The following is a 19,537-nucleotide window of genomic DNA, read 5'->3' on the forward strand; positions in this document are numbered from 1 at the left end:
CACCGCCGGTCACGTCGAGCCAGGGCGCGGACCCTGAGTGAGGACACTCCCATGACGGGCCTTTGCCTGCTGCCCCCCGGACCCCTGCATCCCTTCCCCACCCCCGCGCGAGGTGTGACGGCGGGCTGACACCATGCCGACGCCCTCTCCCGTCGCGTGCGGCATGGCCCTGGGTTTCTGCGCCGATCTGATCGCCGGTGATCCCCGCAGGGGACATCCGGTGGCCGGATTCGGCCGGGCCGCCGCCGCTCTGGAACGCCTGCTGTGGCGCGACCGGCACACCGCCGGCGCGCTGTACGCCGCGCTGTGCGCGGGCCCGGCCGTGGCCGCCGGCGCGCTGCTGGAACACCGCGCCGCCACCGCGCCGCTGCCGCGCGCCCTGGCCACCGCCGCCGTCACCTGGACCGTGCTGGGCGGCACCGGCCTGGCCCGGGAGGCCGGGCGGATCGCCGCCGCGCTGGAGGCCGGACGGACCGAACGCGCCCGCGCGCTGCTGCCCGGCCTGTGCGGACGCGACCCGCAGGCGCTGGACGCCGACGCCATCGCCCGCGCGGTGGTGGAGTCGGTGGCCGAGAACACCTCGGACGCGGTCGTCGGCGCGCTGGTGTGGGGCGCCGTGGGCGGCATCGCCGGGCTGGCCGGCTTCCGGGCGGTGAACACCCTGGACGCGATGGTCGGTCACCGCTCCCCGCGGCACCGGCGGTTCGGCTGGGCCGCGGCCCGGCTGGACGACGCGGCGGGTCTGCCCGGCGCCCGGCTGACCGCCCTGCTGGCGGCGCTCGCCGGGCCCGACACCCCGGGCGCGCTGCGCGCCTGGGGCACCGACGCCCGGCGCCATCCGAGCCCGAACGCCGGGGTGGTGGAGGCGGCCTTCGCCGGGGCGCTCGGGGTGCGGCTGGGCGGCACCCTCTCCTACGGCGGACGGACCGAGCACCGCCCGGTGCTCAACGCTCCCGGACGCGCGGTGGCGGCGGCGGACATCGGCCGGGCCGTCCGGCTCTCCCGCCGCGTCGGCCTGCTGGCCCTCGCGCTCACCGCGGGCACCCGCGCCGCGGCCGGGGCCCTCACCCGCCGCGCCACGGCCGCCGCCGGGGGCCGGCGATGAACGGGCCCCGGGCGGCCGGCACCGCGGGGAGGTGCCGATGAGCGCGGGCGGGCTGCTGGTGGCCGGAACGGCCTCGGACGCCGGCAAGAGCGTGATCACGGCCGGGATCTGCCGGTGGCTGGCGCGCAAGGGGCTGCGGGTGGCGCCGTTCAAGGCGCAGAACATGTCGCTGAACTCCTTTGTCACCCGGGACGGCGCCGAGATCGGCCGCGCCCAGGCCATGCAGGCCGCCGCCGCCCGGACCGAACCCAGCGCGCTGATGAACCCGGTGCTGCTCAAGCCGGGCGGGGAGCGCCGCAGCCAGGTGGTGCTGCTGGGCCGCCCGGCCGGCGAGCTCAGCGCCCGCGGCTACCACTCCCCCGGCGGCGACGGCCCGCTGAGCCGGGAGGCGCTGCTGACGACCGTCACCGACTGCCTGGCCGCTCTGCGCCGCACCCACGACGCGGTGATCTGCGAGGGCGCGGGCAGCCCCGCCGAGATCAATCTGCGCCGGGGCGACATCGTCAACATGGGCCTGGCGCGCGCCGCCGGGCTGCCGGTGATCGTGGCCGGCGACATCGACCGGGGCGGCGTCTTCGCCTCCTTCTACGGCACCACCGCCCTGCTGTCCCCGGCCGACCAGGCGCTGGTGGCGGGCTATCTGGTCAACAAGTTCCGCGGCGACGCCGGCCTGCTGGAGCCGGGCCTGGAGATGCTGCGCGGCCTCACCGGGCGTCCGGTGCTCGGCGTGCTGCCGTTCCGGCACGGCCTGGGCATCGACGAGGAGGACGGCCTGCGGATCTCGCTGCGCGGCACCGTGCGGGAGTCCGCCCCGGCCGCGCCGCACGGCCCCGAGGTGCTGCGGGTGGCGGTGCTGCCGGTGCCGCTGATGTCCAACTTCACCGATGTGGATGCGCTGGCCGCCGAACCCGGGGTGGTGGTCCGGTTCTGCGACCGGCCGGAGGAGCTGGCCGACGCCGACCTGGTCATCGTGCCCGGCACCCGCGGCACCGTCCGGGCGCTGCGCTGGCTGCACGACCGCGGCCTGGCCGCGGAGCTGCGGCGGCGCGCCGCCGGGCACCGTCCGGTGCTGGGCATCTGCGGCGGCTTCCAGCTTCTCGGCGAGCGCATCGAGGACGGGATCGAGTCGCGCGCCGGGGTGGTGGCCGGGCTGGGCCTGCTGCCGGTGCGGGTGCGGTTCCGGGCGGAGAAGACCCTGGCCCGGCCGGAGGGCCGGGCCCTGGGCGAGCCGGTGACGGGCTACGAGATCCACCACGGCGTGGCCGAGGTGCGCGGCGGCGAACCGTTCCTGGACGGCTGCCGCTCCGGCTCGGTCTGGGGCACGCACTGGCACGGCTCGCTGGAGAGCGACGGTTTCCGCCGGGCGTTTCTGCGCCGGATCGCGGCCGACGCCGGGCGACGCTTCGTGCCCGCGCCCGGCACCCGGTTCGGGCTGCTGCGCGAGGAACAGCTCGATCTGCTGGGGGATCTGATCGAGGAGCACACCGACACCGCCGCGCTGCTGCGGCTGATCGAGGAGGGCGCCCCCGGGGGCCTGCCCTTCCTGCCACCGGGAGCGCCATGACAGCGCCGGAGCCGGCGACGGACAGCGGACGGACAAGGGAGCGGCCGGAGATGGAAACGGACGACAGCGCACCGGACGGCGGGCGGACACCGCCCGCCGGACCCGCGCAGCCCGGGGAGACCGCCGGGGAGACGGTACCGCCGGTGGTACTGCTCTCCACCGCGGACACCGACCTGCTGGCGGCCCGGGCCTCCGGCGCCCCGTACCGGATCGGCAATCCGTCCCGGCTGGACGCGGCCCGGGACCTGCCGGAGCTGCTGGACGGCGCCGGGGTGGCGGTGCTGCGCCTGCTGGGCGGCCGGCGCGCCTGGGAGGACGGGGTGGCCGCGCTGCGCGCCGGCGGCGTGCCCTGCGTCCTGCTCGGCGGCGAGGCCCTGCCGGACGCGGAGCTGATGGCGCAGTCCACGGTGCCGGCCGGGGTGGTCGCCGAGGCCCTGCGCTATCTGGTGGAGGGCGGCCCGGAGAACCTGGCCGAGCTGGCCCGGTTCCTCTCCGACACGGTGCTGCTCACCGGCAGCGGCTTCGCCCCGCCGCGCACCATGCCGGCCTACGGGGTGCACGGCGAGCCGGCCGCGCTGCCCGGCCGCCCCACTGTGGCGGTGCTGTACTACCGGGCGCACGAACTGTCCGGCAACACCTCGTTCGTCGAGACCCTCTGCGCGGCCGTCGAGCGGCGCGGCGCCAACGCCCTGCCGGTGCACTGCGCCTCGCTGCGCGACGCGGACGCCGGGCTGTTCGACCTGCTGGGCCGGGCCGACGCCCTCATCACCACGGTGCTGGCCTCCGGCGGCACCCGGCCGGCCGGCGCCGCGGCCGGCGGCGACGACGAGAGCTGGGACATCGGCGCGCTGGCCGGGCTGAATGTGCCGATCGTGCAGGGCCTGTGCCTGACCGGCGGCCGGGAGGCATGGCTGGCCTCGGACGCGGCGCTCTCCCCGATGGACGCGGCGATGCAGGTGGCGATTCCGGAGTTCGACGGCCGGCTGATCACCGTGCCGTTCTCCTTCAAGGAGGAGGGCCCGGACGGCATCCCGGTGTACACCGCCGATCCGGAACGGGCCGACCGGGTGGCCGGCATCGCCGTACGGCATGCGGCGCTGCGCCACAGGCCGAACGCCGAGAAGCGGATCGCGGTCGTCTTCACCGCCTATCCGACCAAGCACTCCCGGGTGGGCAACGCGGTGGGCCTGGACACCCCCGCCTCGGCGGTCCGGCTGCTGGACGCGCTGCGCGCCGCCGGCTACCGCGTCACGGACCACCCGGACAGCGGCGACGAGCTGATCCACCGGCTGATCGCGGCCGGCGGCCATGACGTGGAGTGGCTGACCGAGGAGCAGTTGGCCGCCGCCCCGGCCCGGGTGCCGCTCGCGGACTACCGGGAGTGGTTCGCGGCGCTGGACCCGGAACTGCGCGAGGCCATGACCCGGCACTGGGGCGAGCCGCCCGGCTCCCTCTACACCGACGGCGACGACATCGTGCTGGCGTCCCTGGAGTTCGGCAACGTGCTGCTGATGATCCAGCCGCCGCGCGGCTTCGGCGAGAACCCCGTCGCCATCTACCACGACCCCGACATGCCGCCCTCGCACCACTATCTGGCGGCCTACCGCTGGCTGGAGCGGAGCTGGGGCGCGGACGCGATCGTCCATCTGGGCAAGCACGGCACCCTGGAGTGGCTGCCCGGCAAGGGCCTGGGCCTGTCGGCCGGCTGCGCCCCGGACGCGGTGCTCGGCGAGCTGCCGCTGGTGTACCCCTTCATCGTCAACGACCCGGGCGAGGGCACCCAGGCCAAGCGGCGCGGGCATGCCACCGTGGTGGACCATCTGGTGCCGCCCATGGCGCGCGCCGACTCCTATGGCGACCTGGCCAGGCTGGAGCAGCTTCTCGACGAATACGCCCTGGTCAGCGATCTGGACCCGGCCAAGGCACCGGCCGTGCGCAGCCAGATCTGGACGCTGGTCCGGGCCGCCGAGCTGCATCACGACCTCCGGGTGGAGGAGCAGCCGGGGGAGGACGAGTTCGACGAGTTCGTGATGCACATCGACGGCTGGCTGTGCGAGATCAAGGATGTGCAGATCCGGGACGGCCTGCATGTGCTGGGCGCCGCGCCCGCCGGTGAGCCCCGGGTCAATCTGGCGCTGGCGGTGCTGCGCTCGGCCCAGGTGTGGGGCGGCACGGGGGGCGCGCTGCCCGGGCTGCGGGCGGTGCTGGCCGGGCACTTCGGGCTGGACGAGCAGGAGCTGCTGGCCGTGCCCGGCGCCCGGATCGCCGTCCCGGCGGCGCTGACCGCGCTCGCCGACGGCCCGGCCCGCACCGCCTCCGACGCGGTCGATCTGCTGGAACACCTCGCCCGCCGGCTGGCCGAGGCGATGGAGGCGGAGGGCTGGACGGCCCCGGGCGCGGCGCGGCGGGCGGTGGCGGCGGTGCTGGGCCCGCACGCCCCGGCCGCACTGCCCGGGGCGGTGCGGGTGCTGGAGTTCGCCGCCGGCGAGCTGGTGCCGCGGCTGGCCCGCACCACGGACGAGATCGGCCATGTGCTGCGCGCCCTGGACGGCGGCTACATCCCGGCCGGGCCGTCCGGCTCCCCCACCCGCGGACTGGTCAATGTGCTGCCGACCGGCCGCAACTTCTACTCGGTGGACCCCAAGGCGATTCCCTCCCGGCTCTCCTGGGAGGTGGGCAGCGCGCTGGCGGATTCCCTGCTGGCCCGTCATCTGGCCGACCACGGCGGGTATCCGCGCTCGGTGGGGCTGACCGTCTGGGGCACCTCCTGCATGCGCACCCAGGGCGACGACATCGCGGAGATCCTGGCCCTGCTGGGCTGCCGCCCGGTCTGGGACGACGCCTCCCGCCGGGTGACCGGCTTCGAGATCGTGCCGCAGCCGGAGCTGGGCCGTCCCCGCATCGACGTCACGGTGCGCATCTCCGGCTTCTTCCGGGACGCCTTCCCGCATGTGGTGGCGCTGATCGACGACGCGGTGCGGGCGGTGGCGGAGCTGGACGAGCCGCCGGAGCACAACTACGTGCGGGCGCACGCCGACCAGGACACCGCGGCGCACGGCGACCGGCGCCGCGCCACCGCCCGGATCTTCGGCTCCAAGCCGGGCGCGTACGGCGCCGGCCTGCTGCCGCTGATCGACGCCCGCAACTGGCGCAGCGACGCCGACCTGGCCGAGGTCTACGCGGTCTGGGGCGGTTACGCCTACGGCCGCGGCCTGGACGGCCGCCCGGCCCGCGGCGACATGGAGACCGCCTTCCGCCGCATCCAGGTCGCCGCGAAGAACATCGACACCCGCGAACACGATCTGATGGACGCGGACGACTACTTCCAGTACCACGGCGGCATGGTGGCCATGGTGCGGCACCTCACCGGCGGCTCGCCGGAGGCGTATGTCGGCGACAGCGCCACGCCGGACCGGGTGCGGACCCGCACCCTGGGCGAGGAGACGCACCGGGTGTTCCGCTCCCGGGTGGTCAATCCGCGCTGGATGGCGGCGATGCGCCGGCACGGCTACAAGGGCGCCTTCGAGATGGCCGCCACGGTGGACTACCTGTTCGGCTACGACGCCACCGCCGGGGTGGTGGACGACTGGATGTACGAGCGGCTGGCCGCGGAGTACGTCTTCGCCGAGGAGAACCGGGAGTTCATGCGCCGCTCCAATCCATGGGCGCTGCGCGGCATCGCCGAACGCCTGCTGGAGGCGGCCGACCGCGGCCTGTGGGAGAGCCCGGAGGAGCAGACCCTCGACGGCCTGCGCGCGGTCTACCTGGAACTGGAAGGCGACCTCGAAGGACCGGAGGACCCCACATGACCGGCACCGGAACCGGAACCGGCGCACCGAACGGCGGCATCGGCGGCATCGGCGGCGGCGGCCCCCGGGGGACCGCGCCCTATCCGTTCACCGCCCTCGTCGGCATGGCCGATCTGCGGCTGGGCCTGCTGCTCAACGCCGTCTCCCCGGCCATCGGCGGCGTGCTGGTGCGCGGCGAGAAGGGCACCGCCAAGTCGACCGCGGTGCGTTCGCTGGCCGCGCTGCTGCCCGAGGTGGCCGTGGTGCCCGGCTGCCGCTTCGCCTGCGACCCGGCCGCCCCCGACCCGCACTGCCCGGACGGCCCGCATGTGCCGGGCCCGGGCGCCGCCCGCCCGGCCCGCATGGTGGAACTGCCGGTCGGCGCCTCGGAGGACCGGCTGGTGGGCTCACTGGACATCGAGCGGGCACTGGCCGAGGGGGTGAGGGCGTTCGAGCCCGGTCTGCTGGCCCAGGCGCACCGCGGCGTGCTCTACGTCGACGAGGTCAATCTGCTGCACGACTTCCTGGTGGACCTGCTGCTGGACGCGGCGGCCATGGGCGCCTGCCATGTGGAGCGGGAGGGCGTCTCGGTGCGGCATGCCGCCCGGTTCCTGCTGGTCGGGACGATGAACCCGGAGGAGGGGGAGCTGCGCCCGCAGCTTCTGGACCGGTTCGGCCTGACGGTGGAGGTGGCCGCCTCCCGGGACACCGGGGAGCGGATGGAAGTGGTCCGGCGCCGGCTGGCCCACGACGCCGACCCGGCCGGCTTCGCCGCGGGCTGGGCGGACGAGGAGGAGGCGCTGCGCAAGCGGATCGCCGCGGCCCGCGCACTGCTGCCCTCGGTCACGCTCGGGGACACGGCGCTGCGGCAGATCGCGGCGACCTGTGCGGCGTTCGAGGTGGACGGCATGCGGGCGGACATCGTGATGGCGCGCACCGCCACCGCGCTGGCCGCCTGGGCGGGGCGGACCGAGGTGGCGGCCGAGGATGTCCGGCAGGCGGCGCTGCTGGCGCTGCCGCACCGGCGCCGCCGCAATCCCTTCGACGCGCCCGGCCTGGACGAGGACCGGCTCGACGAGGCCCTGGCCGAATCCGCAGGCCACGGCCCCGACGGACCGGACAGCCCCGACGGACCGGACGGCCCCGACGACGGCGGGGGCGGCGGCGGGGGCGGGCCCGATGACGGCGGCCCGCCGGACGGCGGTGCCGGAGAGGGTGCCGGGGACGGCGCCGGGGCCGCCGGGCCCGCCGGCCCCGGGGACGGCACCGGCGACGGCACCGAGGCGGCCACCGGCCGGCCACCGGAGCAGGCGGCCGTCCCGGCCGGCGAGCCGTTCGCCGCCCGCGTGCTGTCCGTCCCCGGCATCGGCGAGGGCGCGGCGGGCCGCCGCTCCCGCGCCCGCGCCGACCACGGCCGCGCCACCGGCGCCCGCCGCCCCCGCGGCCGGCTCACCGCGCTGCACCTGGCCGCCACCGTGCGGGCCGCCGCCCCGCACCAGCGCGCCCGCGGACGCACCGGCCCCGGCCTGCTGATCCGCCGCGAGGACCTGCGCCAGGCGGTGCGCGAGGGCCGGGAGTCCAATCTGGTCCTCTTCCTGGTGGACGCCTCCGGCTCGATGGCGGCCCGGCAGCGGATGGGCGCGGTCAAGGGCGCGGTGCTGTCCCTGCTGCTCGACGCCTACCAGCGCCGCGACAAGGTCGGCCTGGTCACCTTCCGGGGCAGCGGCGCGGAGGTGGCGCTGCCGCCCACCTCCTCGGTGGACGCGGCGGCCGTCCGGCTGGCCGCGCTGCCCACCGGCGGCCGTACCCCGCTGGCGGCCGGTCTGCTCGCCGCCCGGGAGGTGCTGCGGGTGGAACGGCTGCGCGACCCCGCCCGCCGCCCGCTGCTGATCGCGGTCACCGACGGCCGGGCCACCGGCGGCCCCGAGCCGCTCCCCCGGGCCTGGCACGCGGCGCGCCTGCTGGCCGCCGATGCCACCGCCTCGGTAGTCATCGACTGCGAGACCGGGCCGGTCAGGCTGGGCCTGGCCGCCGGTCTGGCCCAGCGGCTGGGCGGGCCGGCGGTGGCCCTGGAGGAACTGCGCGCCGAGACCGTCACCGCCGCCGTGCGCGCGCTGACCGGCCGGCACCGTGCCCCGGCCGGGCCCCCGCCCGGGCCCGGGCCCGCGTCCGCGAACCGACCGAGGAGGGCCGCGTAATGCCGAAGGGACAGCCGGCGACCGTGCCGGAGGACGGCCTCACCACCCGGCAGCGCCGCAACCGGCCGCTGCTGGCCGTGCACACCGGCTCCGGCAAGGGCAAGTCCACGGCCGCCTTCGGGCTGGCGCTGCGCGCCTGGAACCAGGGCTGGCCGATCGGGGTGTTCCAGTTCGTCAAGTCCGCCAAGTGGCGGGTCGGCGAGGAACGCGCGCTGCGGGTGCTGGGCGCCTCCGGCGAGGGCGGCACGGTGGCCTGGCACAAGATGGGCGAGGGCTGGTCCTGGGTGCAGCGCTCCCTCACCGACAGCGAGGAGGCCGCCCGCGAGGGCTGGGCACAGGTGTGCCGGGATCTGGCCGCCGAGACCTACCGGCTGTATGTGCTGGACGAGTTCACCTATCCGATGCACTGGGGCTGGGTGGACGCCGAGGAGGTGGTCGGCGTGCTGCGGTCGCGTCCCGGAACCCAGCATGTGGTGATCACCGGCCGCAACGCGCCGCCCGCGCTGATCGGGGCGGCCGATCTGGTGACCGAGATGGGCAAGGTCAAACACCCCATGGACAGCGGCCAGAAGGGCCAGCGGGGCATCGAATGGTGACCGGGGAGCCCGCCCGGGGCGACACCGGCGACGCCCCGAACGGACCGGGCGGCCCGTCGCGGGTGCCACGGCTGGTGATCGCCGCGCCCGCCTCCGGCAGCGGCAAGACCACGGTGGCGACCGGGCTGATGGCGGCCTTCACCGCCGCCGGGCTGACCGTCTCCCCGCACAAGGTGGGCCCGGACTACATCGACCCCGGCTACCACGCCCTGGCCACCGGCCGCCCCGGCCGCAATCTGGACGCCTTCCTCTGCGGCCCGGAGCTGATCGCGCCGCTGTTCCGGCACGGGGCGGCCGGGGCCGGCCTCGCCGTGGTGGAGGGCGTGATGGGCCTGTACGACGGCGCCTCCGGCGAGGGCGAGCTCGCCTCCACCGCCCAGGTGGCCAAGGCCCTGCGGGCCCCGGTGGTCCTGGTGGTGGACGCCTCCTCGCAGTCCCGCTCGGTGGCCGCCCTGGTGCACGGCTTCGCCTCCTGGGATCCGGGCGTCCGGCTCGCCGGGGTGATCCTCAACAAGGTGGGGTCCGCGCGCCACGAGGAGCTGCTGCGCGAGGCGCTGGACGGCTCCGGGGTCCCGGTGCTGGGCGCGCTGCACCGGGCGCAGCGGATCCGCACCCCCTCCCGGCATCTGGGCCTGGTGCCGGTGGCCGAGCGGCGGGCCGAGGCCGCGGAGGCGGTGGCGGCGATGGCCGAACGGGTCCGGGCCGGGGTGGACCTGGACGCCGTGCTGGCGCTGGCCCGCAGCGCCCCGCCGCTGGACGCCGCCCGCTGGACGCCCCCGGCCGGCACCGGGAACGGCACCGGCACCGGGACCGGGCGCCCGGTGATCGCCGTGGCCGGCGGCCCGGCCTTCACCTTCGGCTACGCCGAGCACCCGGAACTGCTGCGCGCGGCGGGCGCGGAGGTGGCGGTGTTCGACCCGCTGCGCGACGAGCGGCTGCCCGAGGCCACCGCCGGGCTGGTGATCGGCGGCGGCTTCCCCGAGGTCTACGCGGCCGAGCTGTCCGCCAACGAGCCGCTGCGCACCGCGGTGGCCGCGCTCGCCGCCACCGGCGCGCCGGTGGCGGCCGAGTGCGCCGGGCTGCTCTATCTGGCCCGTTCCCTGGACGGCCGCCCGATGTGCGGGGTCCTGGACGCCGAGGCGCGGATGACGGACCGGCTCACCCTCGGCTACCGGCGGGCCGTGGCCCTGCACGACAGCGCCCTGGCCGCGGCCGGGACCCGGGTGCACGGCCACGAGTTCCACCGCACCCGGCTCGCCCCGGACGCCGGCGCCCTGCCCGCCTGGGGGCTGCTGGCGCCGGAACGCCGGACGGAGGGCCATGTGTCCGGCGGCGTCCACGCCTCCTATCTCCATCTGCACTGGGCCGCCCACCCGGAGCAGGCCGCCCGCCTGGTCCGCCGCGCCGCCCGGGCGCACCGCACGTTCGTCAGCGAAGGAGCCTGAGCACCATGAGCACCGGCAGCGCCACGGAGGAACCCCGGCTGATCGGGGTGGGCATGGGGCCGGGCGACCCCGAACTCGTCACGGTCCGGGGCGTGCGCGCGCTGCGCGAGGCTCCGGTGATCGTGGTGCCGGTGCTGGACACCGGCGAACCGGGCCGCGCCGAGGCCACCGTGCTCCACCACGCTCCCCGGGAGAAGGTGGTGCGGGTGGTGTTCGCGCTCAACGAACGGACCGACCGGGCGCGCCGGGAGGCCGCCTGGGACGCGGCGGGCGAGCGGGTGGCCGCGCTGCTGCGCGAGCACGGCACGGTGGCCTTCGCCACCATCGGCGATCCGCACGTCTACTCCACCTTCGGCTATCTGGCGCAGACGGTCGGCGGGCTGGTCCCCGGTGTGCGGATCGGGACCGTGCCCGGGATCACCGCCATGCAGGATCTGGCCGCGCGCTCCGGAGCGGTGCTGACCGAGGGCACCGAGCCGCTGACCCTGGTTCCGGTGACCGCCGGCATCGGCGTGCTGCGCACCGCGCTGGAGGGCCCGGGCACGGTCGTCGCCTACAAGTTCGGCCGGCACGCCGGGCAGGTGGCCCGGGCGCTGCGGGACACCGGACGGCTGGCCGACGCGGTCTGGGGCGCCTCGCTGGGCCTGCCCGGCGAATCGATCCGCCCGGCCGCCGAACTGGCCGCCGCCGGGCCGGTGCCGTATCTGGCCACGCTGATCGCCCCGCCCGCCCGCGCCACCCGGGGCGGCAAGCTGTGACCGGGGGCCGGGCGGCGGGCCGGGTGACCTTTGTGGGCGCCGGGCCGGGCGCCGCCGATCTGCTGACCTTCCGCGCCGCACGGGCCATCGCCGAGGCGGACATCGTGATCTGGGCGGCCAGCCTGGTGCACCCGGACGTGCTGGCGCATGCCCGGCCGGAGGCGGAGGTCCTGGACTCGGCCGGACGGTCCCTGGAAGAGGTGGTCGCGGTCTACCGGCGGGCCCGCGACGCGGGGCTGCGGGTGGCCCGGGTGCACTCCGGCGATCCGGCGCTGTGGGGCGGCACCCAGGAGCAGATCGACCGCTGCCAGGAGCTGGGCATCGAGGTGGAGGTGGTGCCGGGCGTGTCCGCGTTCTCGGCCGTGGCCGCGCTCGTCCGGCGCGAGCTGACCATCCCGGAGATCGCGCAGTCGGTGATCCTGACCCGGCTGGGCGGCGGCAGGACCCCCATGCCGCCCGGCGAGGAGGTGCGGGAGTTCGCCCGGCACGGCACCACCATGGCGGTGTTCCTCTCCGCGGCCCGCTCCGGCCGGCTCGCCGCCGAACTGCTGGAGGGCGGCTACCCCACGGACACCCCGGTGGTGATCGCTCATCAGGCGACCTGGCCGGAGGAACTGCTGCTGCGCTGCACGGTCGGCACCCTGGAGGAGACGGTCAAGCGGCACCGCCTGTGGAAGCACACCCTGTTCCTGGTCGGCCCGGCGCTGTCCGCCGGGGGCACCCGTTCGCATCTGTACCACCCGGGCCACTTCCACGGCTTCCGGCGCGCCGACCCCGCGGCCCGGGCCGAGCTGCGCACCCGCGGGACACCGGGCGGCCCCGGCGGCGGCCCCGGCGGGGGGGCCGGCCATGCGTGAGCTCCCCGAGCCGGCGTCGCCCGGGACGCCCGGGACGCCCCCGCCGCCCGGCCCGGCGGACCCGGGCGGCGGCGGGCCGGTGCTGCGGGAACCGGATCTGCCGCGCACCATGAAGCAGCGCCCCCGGGCGCTGCGCACCGGCTGGACCACCGGCACCTGCGCCTCGGCCGCGGCGCGCGCCGCCGCCCTGCATCTGGTCACCGGCCGCCCGCAGCGCTGGGTCGAGGTGGCCCTGCCGTCCGGGCGCCGGGTGACCTTCGCCGTGGAGCGCTGCGAGCAGCTGCGCCCCGGCCGCACCGAGGCGGTGGTGGTCAAGGACGCCGGGGACGATCCGGATGTCACCCATGGCTCGTGGCTCACCGCCACCGTGGCCTGGCGGGCCCGGCCCGGTCTGGAACTGCACGGCGGCATCGGGGTCGGCGTGGTGACCAGGCCCGGCCTCGGCCTGGAGGTGGGCGGGCCGGCCATCAACCCCGTGCCCCGCCGGATGATCACCGAGGCCGTGCGGGAGGTGATCGACACGGCGGCCCGGGGCGTGGACGTGACGATCAGCGTCCCGGACGGCGAGATCCGCGCCCGGAAGACGACCAACGGCCGCCTCGGCATCCTCGGCGGCATCTCCATCCTGGGCACCACCGGGATCGTGCGGCCGTTCTCCACCGCCTCCTGGCGGGCCAGCGTGGAGCAGGCCGTGTCGGTGGCCGCCGCCCAGGGGGTGCCGGCGGTGGTGCTGTGCACCGGCGGCCGGACCGAGAAGGGCGCCATGGCACTGCTGCCGGACCTGCCGCCGGTGGCCTTTGTCGAGGTCGGGGACTTCACCGGGGCGGCGCTGCGCCGTGCGGCCGGACACGGTGTGCGGCGGGTGGTGTTCGTGGGCATGGCGGGCAAGCTGACCAAGCTGGCCGCCGGGGTGCTGATGACCCATTACACCCGCTCCCGGGTGGACACCTCGGTGCTGGGCGAGATCACCCGTGCCGCGGGCGGCCCGCCGGAGCTGGCCGGGCGGGTGGCCGCGGCCAACACCGCGCGGCACGCCTATGAGCTGTGGGAGGAGGCCGGTCTGCTGTCCGCGGCCGGGGCGGAGCTGTGCCGCCGGGTCGCCGGGGTGCTCTCCCGCTTCACCGGGGGCCGGCTGTCCGCCGAGGCGGCCCTGGTGGACTTCACCGGCCGCACCCTCATCGCCTCCGCCGCCTCCGGCTCCGGCTCCGCCGACGGCCCGGACCGACGGGGGCTGCTGCCGTGATCACCGTGATCGGAACCGGAACCGGAACCGGAACCGGGACGGCCGTGGAGGCCATGACCGCCACCGGCCGTCCCGTCCCCACGCTGGCCGTGGGCGCCCGCCGCCATCTGGACGCGGCCGGACTGCCCCCCGGCGTGCCGCGCATCGTGCTGGGCCCGCTCGCCCCGGCCCTGGAGTCCGTCGCCGCGCACCGCGCGGAGCTGGGCCCGGCCGCCCGCGTGCTGGTGCTGGCCTCCGGCGACCCGGGGTTCTTCGGCATCGTGCGCGCCCTGGCCGCCCGGTTCGGCCCGCCCGCGCTGGATGTGCGGCCGTCCGTGCCCTCGGTGGCGGTGGCCTTCGCCCGCGCCGGGCTGCCCTGGGACGACGCGGCGGTGGTCAGCGCGCACGGCCGGGACGCGCGCACCGCCGTGCATGTCTGCCTGGCCCGGCCGAAGACCGCGGTGCTCACCGGTCCGGGCGCCGGCCCGGCCGAACTGGGCGCGGCCCTGGCCCGGCTGGGCGCCCGGCGGACGCTGGTGGTGGCGAGCGCGCTCGGCGGGCCGGACGAGGAGCTGGTCCGCTGCTCGCCGCGGGAGGCGGCCGGGCGGAGCTGGCCCGGTCCGGTGCACGTGCTGCTGTGCCTGGATCCGGCCCGGGCTCTGGCCCCCGGCCCGCGCGTCCTGGCCGGGCCGCCGCCCGGGCCCGCCCGCTGGGCGCTGCCCGAGGAAGAGTTCGCCCATCGGGACGAGATGGTGACCAAGGCCGAGGTGCGGGCGATGGCGCTGGCCCGGCTCGGGCCGCGCCTGGGCGATCTGGTGTGGGACATCGGCGCCGGCAGCGGCTCGGTGGCGGTGGAGTGCGCCCGGTTCGGTGCCGCGGCCGTCGCCGTGGAGAAATCGGCCGGTGCGGTGGCGCTGTGCCGGGCCAATGCCGCCGCGCACGGCGTGGAGGTGCTGACCGTGCAGGGTGCGGCACCGGCCGCGCTGGACGGGCTGCCGGAGCCGGACGCGGTGTTCATCGGCGGCGGCGGAGCGGAGCTGGGCGCCATCACCGCGCATGCCGCCCGCCGGGCCCGCCGCACGGTGGTGGTGGCGCTGGCCGCGCTGGACCGGGTGCCGGTCGCCCGGCAGGCGCTGGCCGCGGCCGGGCTGGCCGTGGACGGTGTGCTGCTGCACGCCGCCCGGCTGATGCCGCTGCCCGGCGAGGTGACCCGGCTGTCCGCCCGCAACCCCGTCTTCCTCCTCTGGGGCGACCGGCCCGGCGGGCCGGAGAGCCGGGAGAACGACGAGCAAGGAGCCCGACCGTGATCGGACTGATCTCCGCAACCGCCGCCGGGGCCGCCGCCCGCGACCGGCTGGCCGCCGCCTGGCCCGGCCGGACCCGGGTCTACGACGGGCCGGGCACCGCCGAGGCGGTGCGGCGGGCCTTCGCCGAGTGCGACGGGCTGGTGTGCTTCCTGGCCGCCGGCGCGGTGGTGCGGCTGCTGGCGCCGCTGCTGCGCGGCAAGGACACCGACCCCGGCGTGGTCTGCGTGGACGAGGCCGGGCGGCATGCGGTGGCCCTGCTGGGCGGCCACGCGGGCGGCGCCAACCGGCTGGCGGCCGAGGTGGCCGACGCGCTGCCGGGCTGCTCCCCGGTGATCACCACGGCCACCGACGCGGTGGGCATACCGGGGCTGGACACCCTGGGGTGGCCGGTGGAGGGCGCGGTGGCGGCCGTCGGCCGGGCGCTGCTGGACGGCGAGCGGGTGCTGCTGGCGGCCGACGCCCGCTGGCCGCTCCCGCCGCTGGGCCGGGGCCTGGTGGAACCGCCGCCGCCGTCCGGAGCGGACGGCGGCGGCAGTGGCGACGGCGGCGACGGCGGGGACGGCTTCGTGCTGGCGGTGACCGACCGCCGGACCGGGGGCGGGCCGCGCACCGCGGTGCTGCGTCCGCCGTCCCTGGTGGTCGGGGTCGGGGCGAGCCGGGGGGCACCGGCCGCGGAGGTCCTGGCGCTGATCCGGGACGCGCTGGCCGCCGGCGGGCTCTCCCCGCGGAGCGTGACCGCCCTGGCCACCGTGCAGGCCAAGGCGGCGGAGCCCGGTCTGCTGGCCGCCGCGCACCACCTCGGCCTGGAACTGGTCACCTTCCCCGCCGGGCGGCTGGCCGGCATCGAGGTGCCCAACCCCTCGGAACATCCCCGCCGGGCGGTCGGCACCCCCTCGGTGGCGGAGGCGGCGGCACTGGCCGCGGCCGGCCCCGGCGGCGAGCTGGTGGTGCCCAAGCGCAAGTCGGCCCCGCCGGACGGCGGTACCGCCATGGCCACCTGCGCGGTGGCCCGCCGCCGCCCGCGCGGCCGGCTGGCCCTGGTCGGGCTCGGCCCGGGCGCCCGCGACCTGCTGACCCCGCGCGCCCGGGCCGAACTGCGCCGGGCCTCGGTGGTGGTGGGCCTGGACCAGTACGTGGCGCAGATCCGGGATCTGCTGCGGCCCGGCACCCGGGTGCTGGAGTCGGGGCTCGGGGCCGAGGAGGCCCGCGCCCGCACCGCCGTGGCCGAGGCCCGGGCCGGCCGGGCCGTGGCGCTGATCGGCAGCGGCGACGCCGGTGTGTACGCGATGGCCGCGCCGGCCCTGGCCGGGGCGACCGCCGGGATCGAGGTGGTCGGCGTGCCGGGGATCACCGCCGCACTGGCGGCATCGGCCCTGCTGGGCGCACCGCTGGGCCATGACCATGTCTCGATCAGCCTCTCCGATCTGCACACCCCCTGGGAGGTCATCGAGCGCCGGGTGCGGGCCGCCGCCGAGGCCGATCTGGTGGTGACCTTCTACAACCCGCGCAGCCGCGGCCGGGACTGGCAACTGCCCAGGGCGCTGGCCCTGCTGGCGGAGCACCGGGCGCCGGACACCCCCGTCGGCGTGGTGCGCAACGCGACCCGGCCGGGCGAGCGGGTCCGGCTCACCACGCTCGCCGCACTGGACCCCGCGGTGGTGGACATGATGACGGTGGTGACGGTGGGCAACACGGCCACCCGGCTGATCGCCGGACGGATGGTCACCCCCCGCGGCTACCGCTGGCAGCGGGAGCCGCGGCCATGACCGGGCCGGCGGCGGCCCACGCACCGGGCGCCGGGGAGCCGCGGGCCCCGGTGGCCGTCACCGCGGCCTGCGCGGGCTGCGGAGCCTGCCTGCTGACCTGCCCGCAGCACGCCATCCGCCCGGCCGGCGCCGCGCTGCTGGTCCGCGCCGATCTGTGCACCGGCTGCGGCGAATGCATCGAGGTGTGCCCGGCCGACGCCATCGAGGAGCGCCCATGACCCCCGCCGCGAGCCCCGCGCCCGTGCCCGGTCCCGGTCCGGCTTTCCGGACCGTGCACCCGATCGAGGAGGAGTCCTACCGGATTCTGCGGTCCCGGCTGGACACCTCCGCGCTGCCCCCGCTGACCCGGGCGGTGACCGAGCGGGTGATCCACGCCAGCGCCGATCTCGCCTATGCCACCGACCTGGTGACGGACGAGGACGCGCTGCGTGCCGCGCACACCGCCCTGCACCGGGACGGCGTCCCGGTGGTGACCGACGTCGCCATGGTGGCCGCCGGCATCACCCGCCGCCCCGCCGTCTGCCGGCTCGCCGAGGCAGCCGCCGACCCGGCCGCCGGCCTGACCCGCAGCGCGCACGCGGTGCGGCTGGCGCTGGCCGAGACCGGACCCGGCGCGGTCTGGGTCATCGGCTGTGCGCCGACCGCGCTGCTGGAACTGCTCGCACTGGCCGCCGCGGCCCGCCCGGCCCTGGTGGTGGGTCTGCCGGTGGGCTTTGTCGGCGCCGCGGAGAGCAAGGCGGCGCTGCGTGCCGCCGGGCTGCCGGCCGTCAGCAACATGTCCGAGAAGGGGGGTTCGGCGGTGGCCGCCGCCGCCGTCAACGCCCTGCTGTACACCGAGGAGATTCCGTGACAACCCCGCCCGCCCTGCTCATCGCCGGCCATGGCACCCGGGACACCGGCGGCGCCGAGGCGTTCCGCGCGTTTGTGCGCGAGGTGGCCCGCCGCAACCCCGGCCTGCCGGTCGCGGGCGGTTTCATCGAGCTCTCCCCGCCGCCGCTGACCGAGGCGGTGGCCGCCCTGGCCGCCGAGGGCGTGCGCCGGTTCGCGGCGGTGCCGCTGATGCTGGTGGCCGCCGGACATGCCAAGGGCGACATCCCGGCGGCGCTGGCCCGGGAGCGGCAGCGGCACCCGGGGATCTCCTGCGCCTACGGGCGTCCGCTCGGACCGCACCCGGATCTGCTGCGGGTGCTGGACCGCCGGCTGGACGAGGCGCTGGGCGTCGCGGATGCCGGCGGGGCCGAGCGCCGCTCCGCCCGGGCGGAGACCACCGTGCTGCTGGTCGGGCGCGGCTCCACCGACCCGGACGCCAACTCCGAGGTGTTCAAGGCCGCCCGGCTGCTGTGGGAGGGCCGCGGTCTGGCGGGCGTGGAGACGGCCTTTGTCTCGCTGGCCGCGCCCGATGTGCCGGCCGGGCTGGAGCGCTGCCGGACGCTGGGCGCGCGGCGGATCGTGGTGCTGCCGTACTTCCTCTTCACCGGGGTGCTGCCGGACCGGGTGCGGGACCAGGCGGCCCGCTGGGCGGCGGACCACCCGGGGACCGAGGTGCGCACGGCCGGCGTCATCGGCCCCACCGACGAGCTGGCGTCTCTGGTGCTGGCCCGCTACCGGGAGGCGCTGACCGGCGACATCCGGATGAACTGCGACGCCTGCGTCTACCGGGTGGCGCTGCCGGGCTTCGAGGACCGGGTGGGCGCCCCGCAGCAGCCGCATCACCACCCGGACGACCCGGCTCATTCCCACGCGCATTCCCACGCGCACTCGCACTCCCCCACCCATCCCCGCACACCCCAGAACGCCCATGACGACCATGCACACACCCACTGACGGCGGACACGATCTGCGGCATCACGGCGACGCCGAGCTGCGGGAGGCCGGGCCCGGGCTGACCGACCTGGCGGTGAACGTCCGGGCCGGCACCCCGCCGGAGTGGCTGCGGGAACGTATCGCCGGCTCGCTCACCGGCCTGGCCGCCTACCCGGACGGCCGGGCGGCCCGCGCCGCGGTGGCCCGGCGGCACGGCCTGCCGCCGGACCATGTGCTGCTGACGGCCGGCGCGGCCGAGGCGTTCGTGCTGCTGGCCCGGGCCCTTCCGGCCGCCCGGCCGCTGGTGGTGCACCCGCAGTTCACCGAGCCGGAGGCGGCGCTGCGCGACGCCGGGCACCGGGTCGGCCGGCTGCTGCTGCCGGCCGCCGGCGGCTTCCGGCTGGACCCGGCCGCGGTTCCCGCCGACGCGGACCTGGTGGTGCTGGGCAATCCGACCAATCCGACCTCGGTGCTGCACCCGGCCGAGGCGGTCGCCGCCCTGGCCCGGCCGGGCCGGACGGTGGTGGTGGACGAGGCGTTCATCGACGCGGTGCCCGGCGAGGCCGAGTCCCTGGCGTCCGCGGTGGGCCGGGTGCCGGGGCTGGTGGTGCTGCGCAGCCTGACCAAGACCTGGGGCCTGGCCGGGCTGCGGGTCGGCTATGTGCTGGCCGGCCCGGAAACGATCGGCGCGCTGCGGCGGGCCCAGCCGCTGTGGCCGGTCTCCACGCCGGCGCTGGCCGCCGCCGAGGCGTGCTCCGGTCCCCGGGCGCTGGCCGAGGCGGCGGCCGCCGCCCGGGCGGTGGCCGCGGACCGCCGTCATCTGCTCGGCAGGCTGGCCGCCTTCGGCGAACTGCGCGATGCCACGCCCGAGCCCCGGGGCCCGTTCGTCCTGGTCCGCTGTGCCCGGCCGGCCGGGCCGCTGCGGCTGCGGCTGCGCGAACTGGGCTTTGCGGTGCGGCGCGGTGATACCTTCCCCGGGCTGGACGGCCACTGGCTGCGGCTGGCGGTCCGCGACCGCCGCACCACCGACGCCTTCGCCGACGCGCTGACCGCCGCCGGTCTGGTCTGACGTGTCGCCGCCGGTGCCGGACGGCGCACAGCTCACCGGGGCGGGCCCGGCACCGTGCG

The 19,537-nt window shown here is 77.4% G+C and carries 15 protein-coding genes; all 15 read left to right on the forward strand.

Annotated elements, in window-relative coordinates:
• The first annotated feature begins 133 nt into the window (after positions 1–133).
• Positions 134–1,105: a cobalamin biosynthesis protein gene (locus tag BM242_RS12920; protein WP_093838948.1), complete on the forward strand. Its 972-nt coding sequence runs from the start codon at positions 134–136 to the stop codon at positions 1,103–1,105.
• Positions 1,106–1,142: 37 nt separating this feature from the next.
• Positions 1,143–2,669 (forward strand): cobyric acid synthase, encoded by a 1,527-nt coding sequence (locus tag BM242_RS12925; protein WP_093838949.1) that lies wholly within the window; start codon positions 1,143–1,145, stop codon positions 2,667–2,669.
• Between the two features lie 50 nt (positions 2,670–2,719).
• Entirely contained in the window at positions 2,720–6,478 is a 3,759-nt protein-coding gene (gene cobN, locus BM242_RS12930; protein ID WP_093838950.1) for a cobaltochelatase subunit CobN, read from the forward strand.
• 104 nt (positions 6,479–6,582) lie between these two features.
• Positions 6,583–8,655, forward strand: coding sequence for a putative cobaltochelatase (locus tag BM242_RS12935; RefSeq protein ID WP_245834057.1), 2,073 nt, complete (start codon positions 6,583–6,585; stop codon positions 8,653–8,655).
• Complete coding sequence (gene cobO / locus BM242_RS12940; RefSeq protein WP_093838952.1) at positions 8,655–9,251, forward strand: cob(I)yrinic acid a,c-diamide adenosyltransferase; 597 nt, start codon at positions 8,655–8,657, stop codon at positions 9,249–9,251. Before BM242_RS12935 ends, cobO begins: the two co-directional genes overlap by 1 nt.
• Positions 9,245–10,696 carry a cobyrinic acid a,c-diamide synthase CobB gene (locus BM242_RS12945; RefSeq protein ID WP_093838953.1) on the forward strand — a complete coding sequence of 484 codons (1,452 nt, stop codon included), beginning with the start codon at positions 9,245–9,247 and terminating at the stop codon, positions 10,694–10,696. The genes cobO and BM242_RS12945 overlap by 7 nt, the downstream gene beginning before the upstream one ends.
• Before the next feature lie 5 nt (positions 10,697–10,701).
• A complete protein-coding gene (cobI, locus tag BM242_RS12950; RefSeq protein ID WP_093838954.1) occupies positions 10,702–11,454 on the forward strand; it encodes a precorrin-2 C(20)-methyltransferase in 753 nt (250 codons plus the stop codon).
• Positions 11,451–12,311: a precorrin-4 C(11)-methyltransferase gene (gene cobM / locus BM242_RS12955; RefSeq protein ID WP_093838955.1), complete on the forward strand. Its 861-nt coding sequence runs from the start codon at positions 11,451–11,453 to the stop codon at positions 12,309–12,311. Before cobI ends, cobM begins: the two co-directional genes overlap by 4 nt.
• Positions 12,304–13,554, forward strand: a complete 1,251-nt coding sequence (locus tag BM242_RS12960) for a cobalt-precorrin-5B (C(1))-methyltransferase (protein ID WP_093838956.1) — start codon at positions 12,304–12,306, stop codon at positions 13,552–13,554. The genes cobM and BM242_RS12960 overlap by 8 nt, the downstream gene beginning before the upstream one ends.
• Positions 13,551–14,840 carry a precorrin-6y C5,15-methyltransferase (decarboxylating) subunit CbiE gene (gene cbiE, locus BM242_RS12965; protein WP_425443846.1) on the forward strand — a complete coding sequence of 430 codons (1,290 nt, stop codon included), beginning with the start codon at positions 13,551–13,553 and terminating at the stop codon, positions 14,838–14,840. Before BM242_RS12960 ends, cbiE begins: the two co-directional genes overlap by 4 nt.
• A complete protein-coding gene (gene cobJ / locus BM242_RS12970) occupies positions 14,837–16,606 on the forward strand; it encodes a precorrin-3B C(17)-methyltransferase (protein ID WP_093838957.1) in 1,770 nt (589 codons plus the stop codon). The genes cbiE and cobJ overlap by 4 nt, the downstream gene beginning before the upstream one ends.
• Entirely contained in the window at positions 16,603–16,824 is a 222-nt protein-coding gene (locus tag BM242_RS12975) for a DUF362 domain-containing protein (protein ID WP_093838958.1), read from the forward strand. The genes cobJ and BM242_RS12975 overlap by 4 nt, the downstream gene beginning before the upstream one ends.
• A complete protein-coding gene (locus tag BM242_RS12980) occupies positions 16,821–17,456 on the forward strand; it encodes a precorrin-8X methylmutase (RefSeq protein ID WP_093838959.1) in 636 nt (211 codons plus the stop codon). Before BM242_RS12975 ends, BM242_RS12980 begins: the two co-directional genes overlap by 4 nt.
• Positions 17,453–18,430, forward strand: a complete 978-nt coding sequence (locus tag BM242_RS12985; protein ID WP_093838960.1) for a sirohydrochlorin chelatase — start codon at positions 17,453–17,455, stop codon at positions 18,428–18,430. The genes BM242_RS12980 and BM242_RS12985 overlap by 4 nt, the downstream gene beginning before the upstream one ends.
• A complete protein-coding gene (gene cobC / locus BM242_RS12990) occupies positions 18,405–19,478 on the forward strand; it encodes an Rv2231c family histidinol phosphate aminotransferase CobC (RefSeq protein ID WP_425443847.1) in 1,074 nt (357 codons plus the stop codon). Before BM242_RS12985 ends, cobC begins: the two co-directional genes overlap by 26 nt.
• Positions 19,479–19,537: the final 59 nt, after the last annotated feature.

It is taken from the genome of Streptomyces aidingensis (genome assembly GCF_900112355.1).
Classification (GTDB): Bacteria; Actinomycetota; Actinomycetes; order Streptomycetales; family Streptomycetaceae; genus Streptomyces; species Streptomyces aidingensis.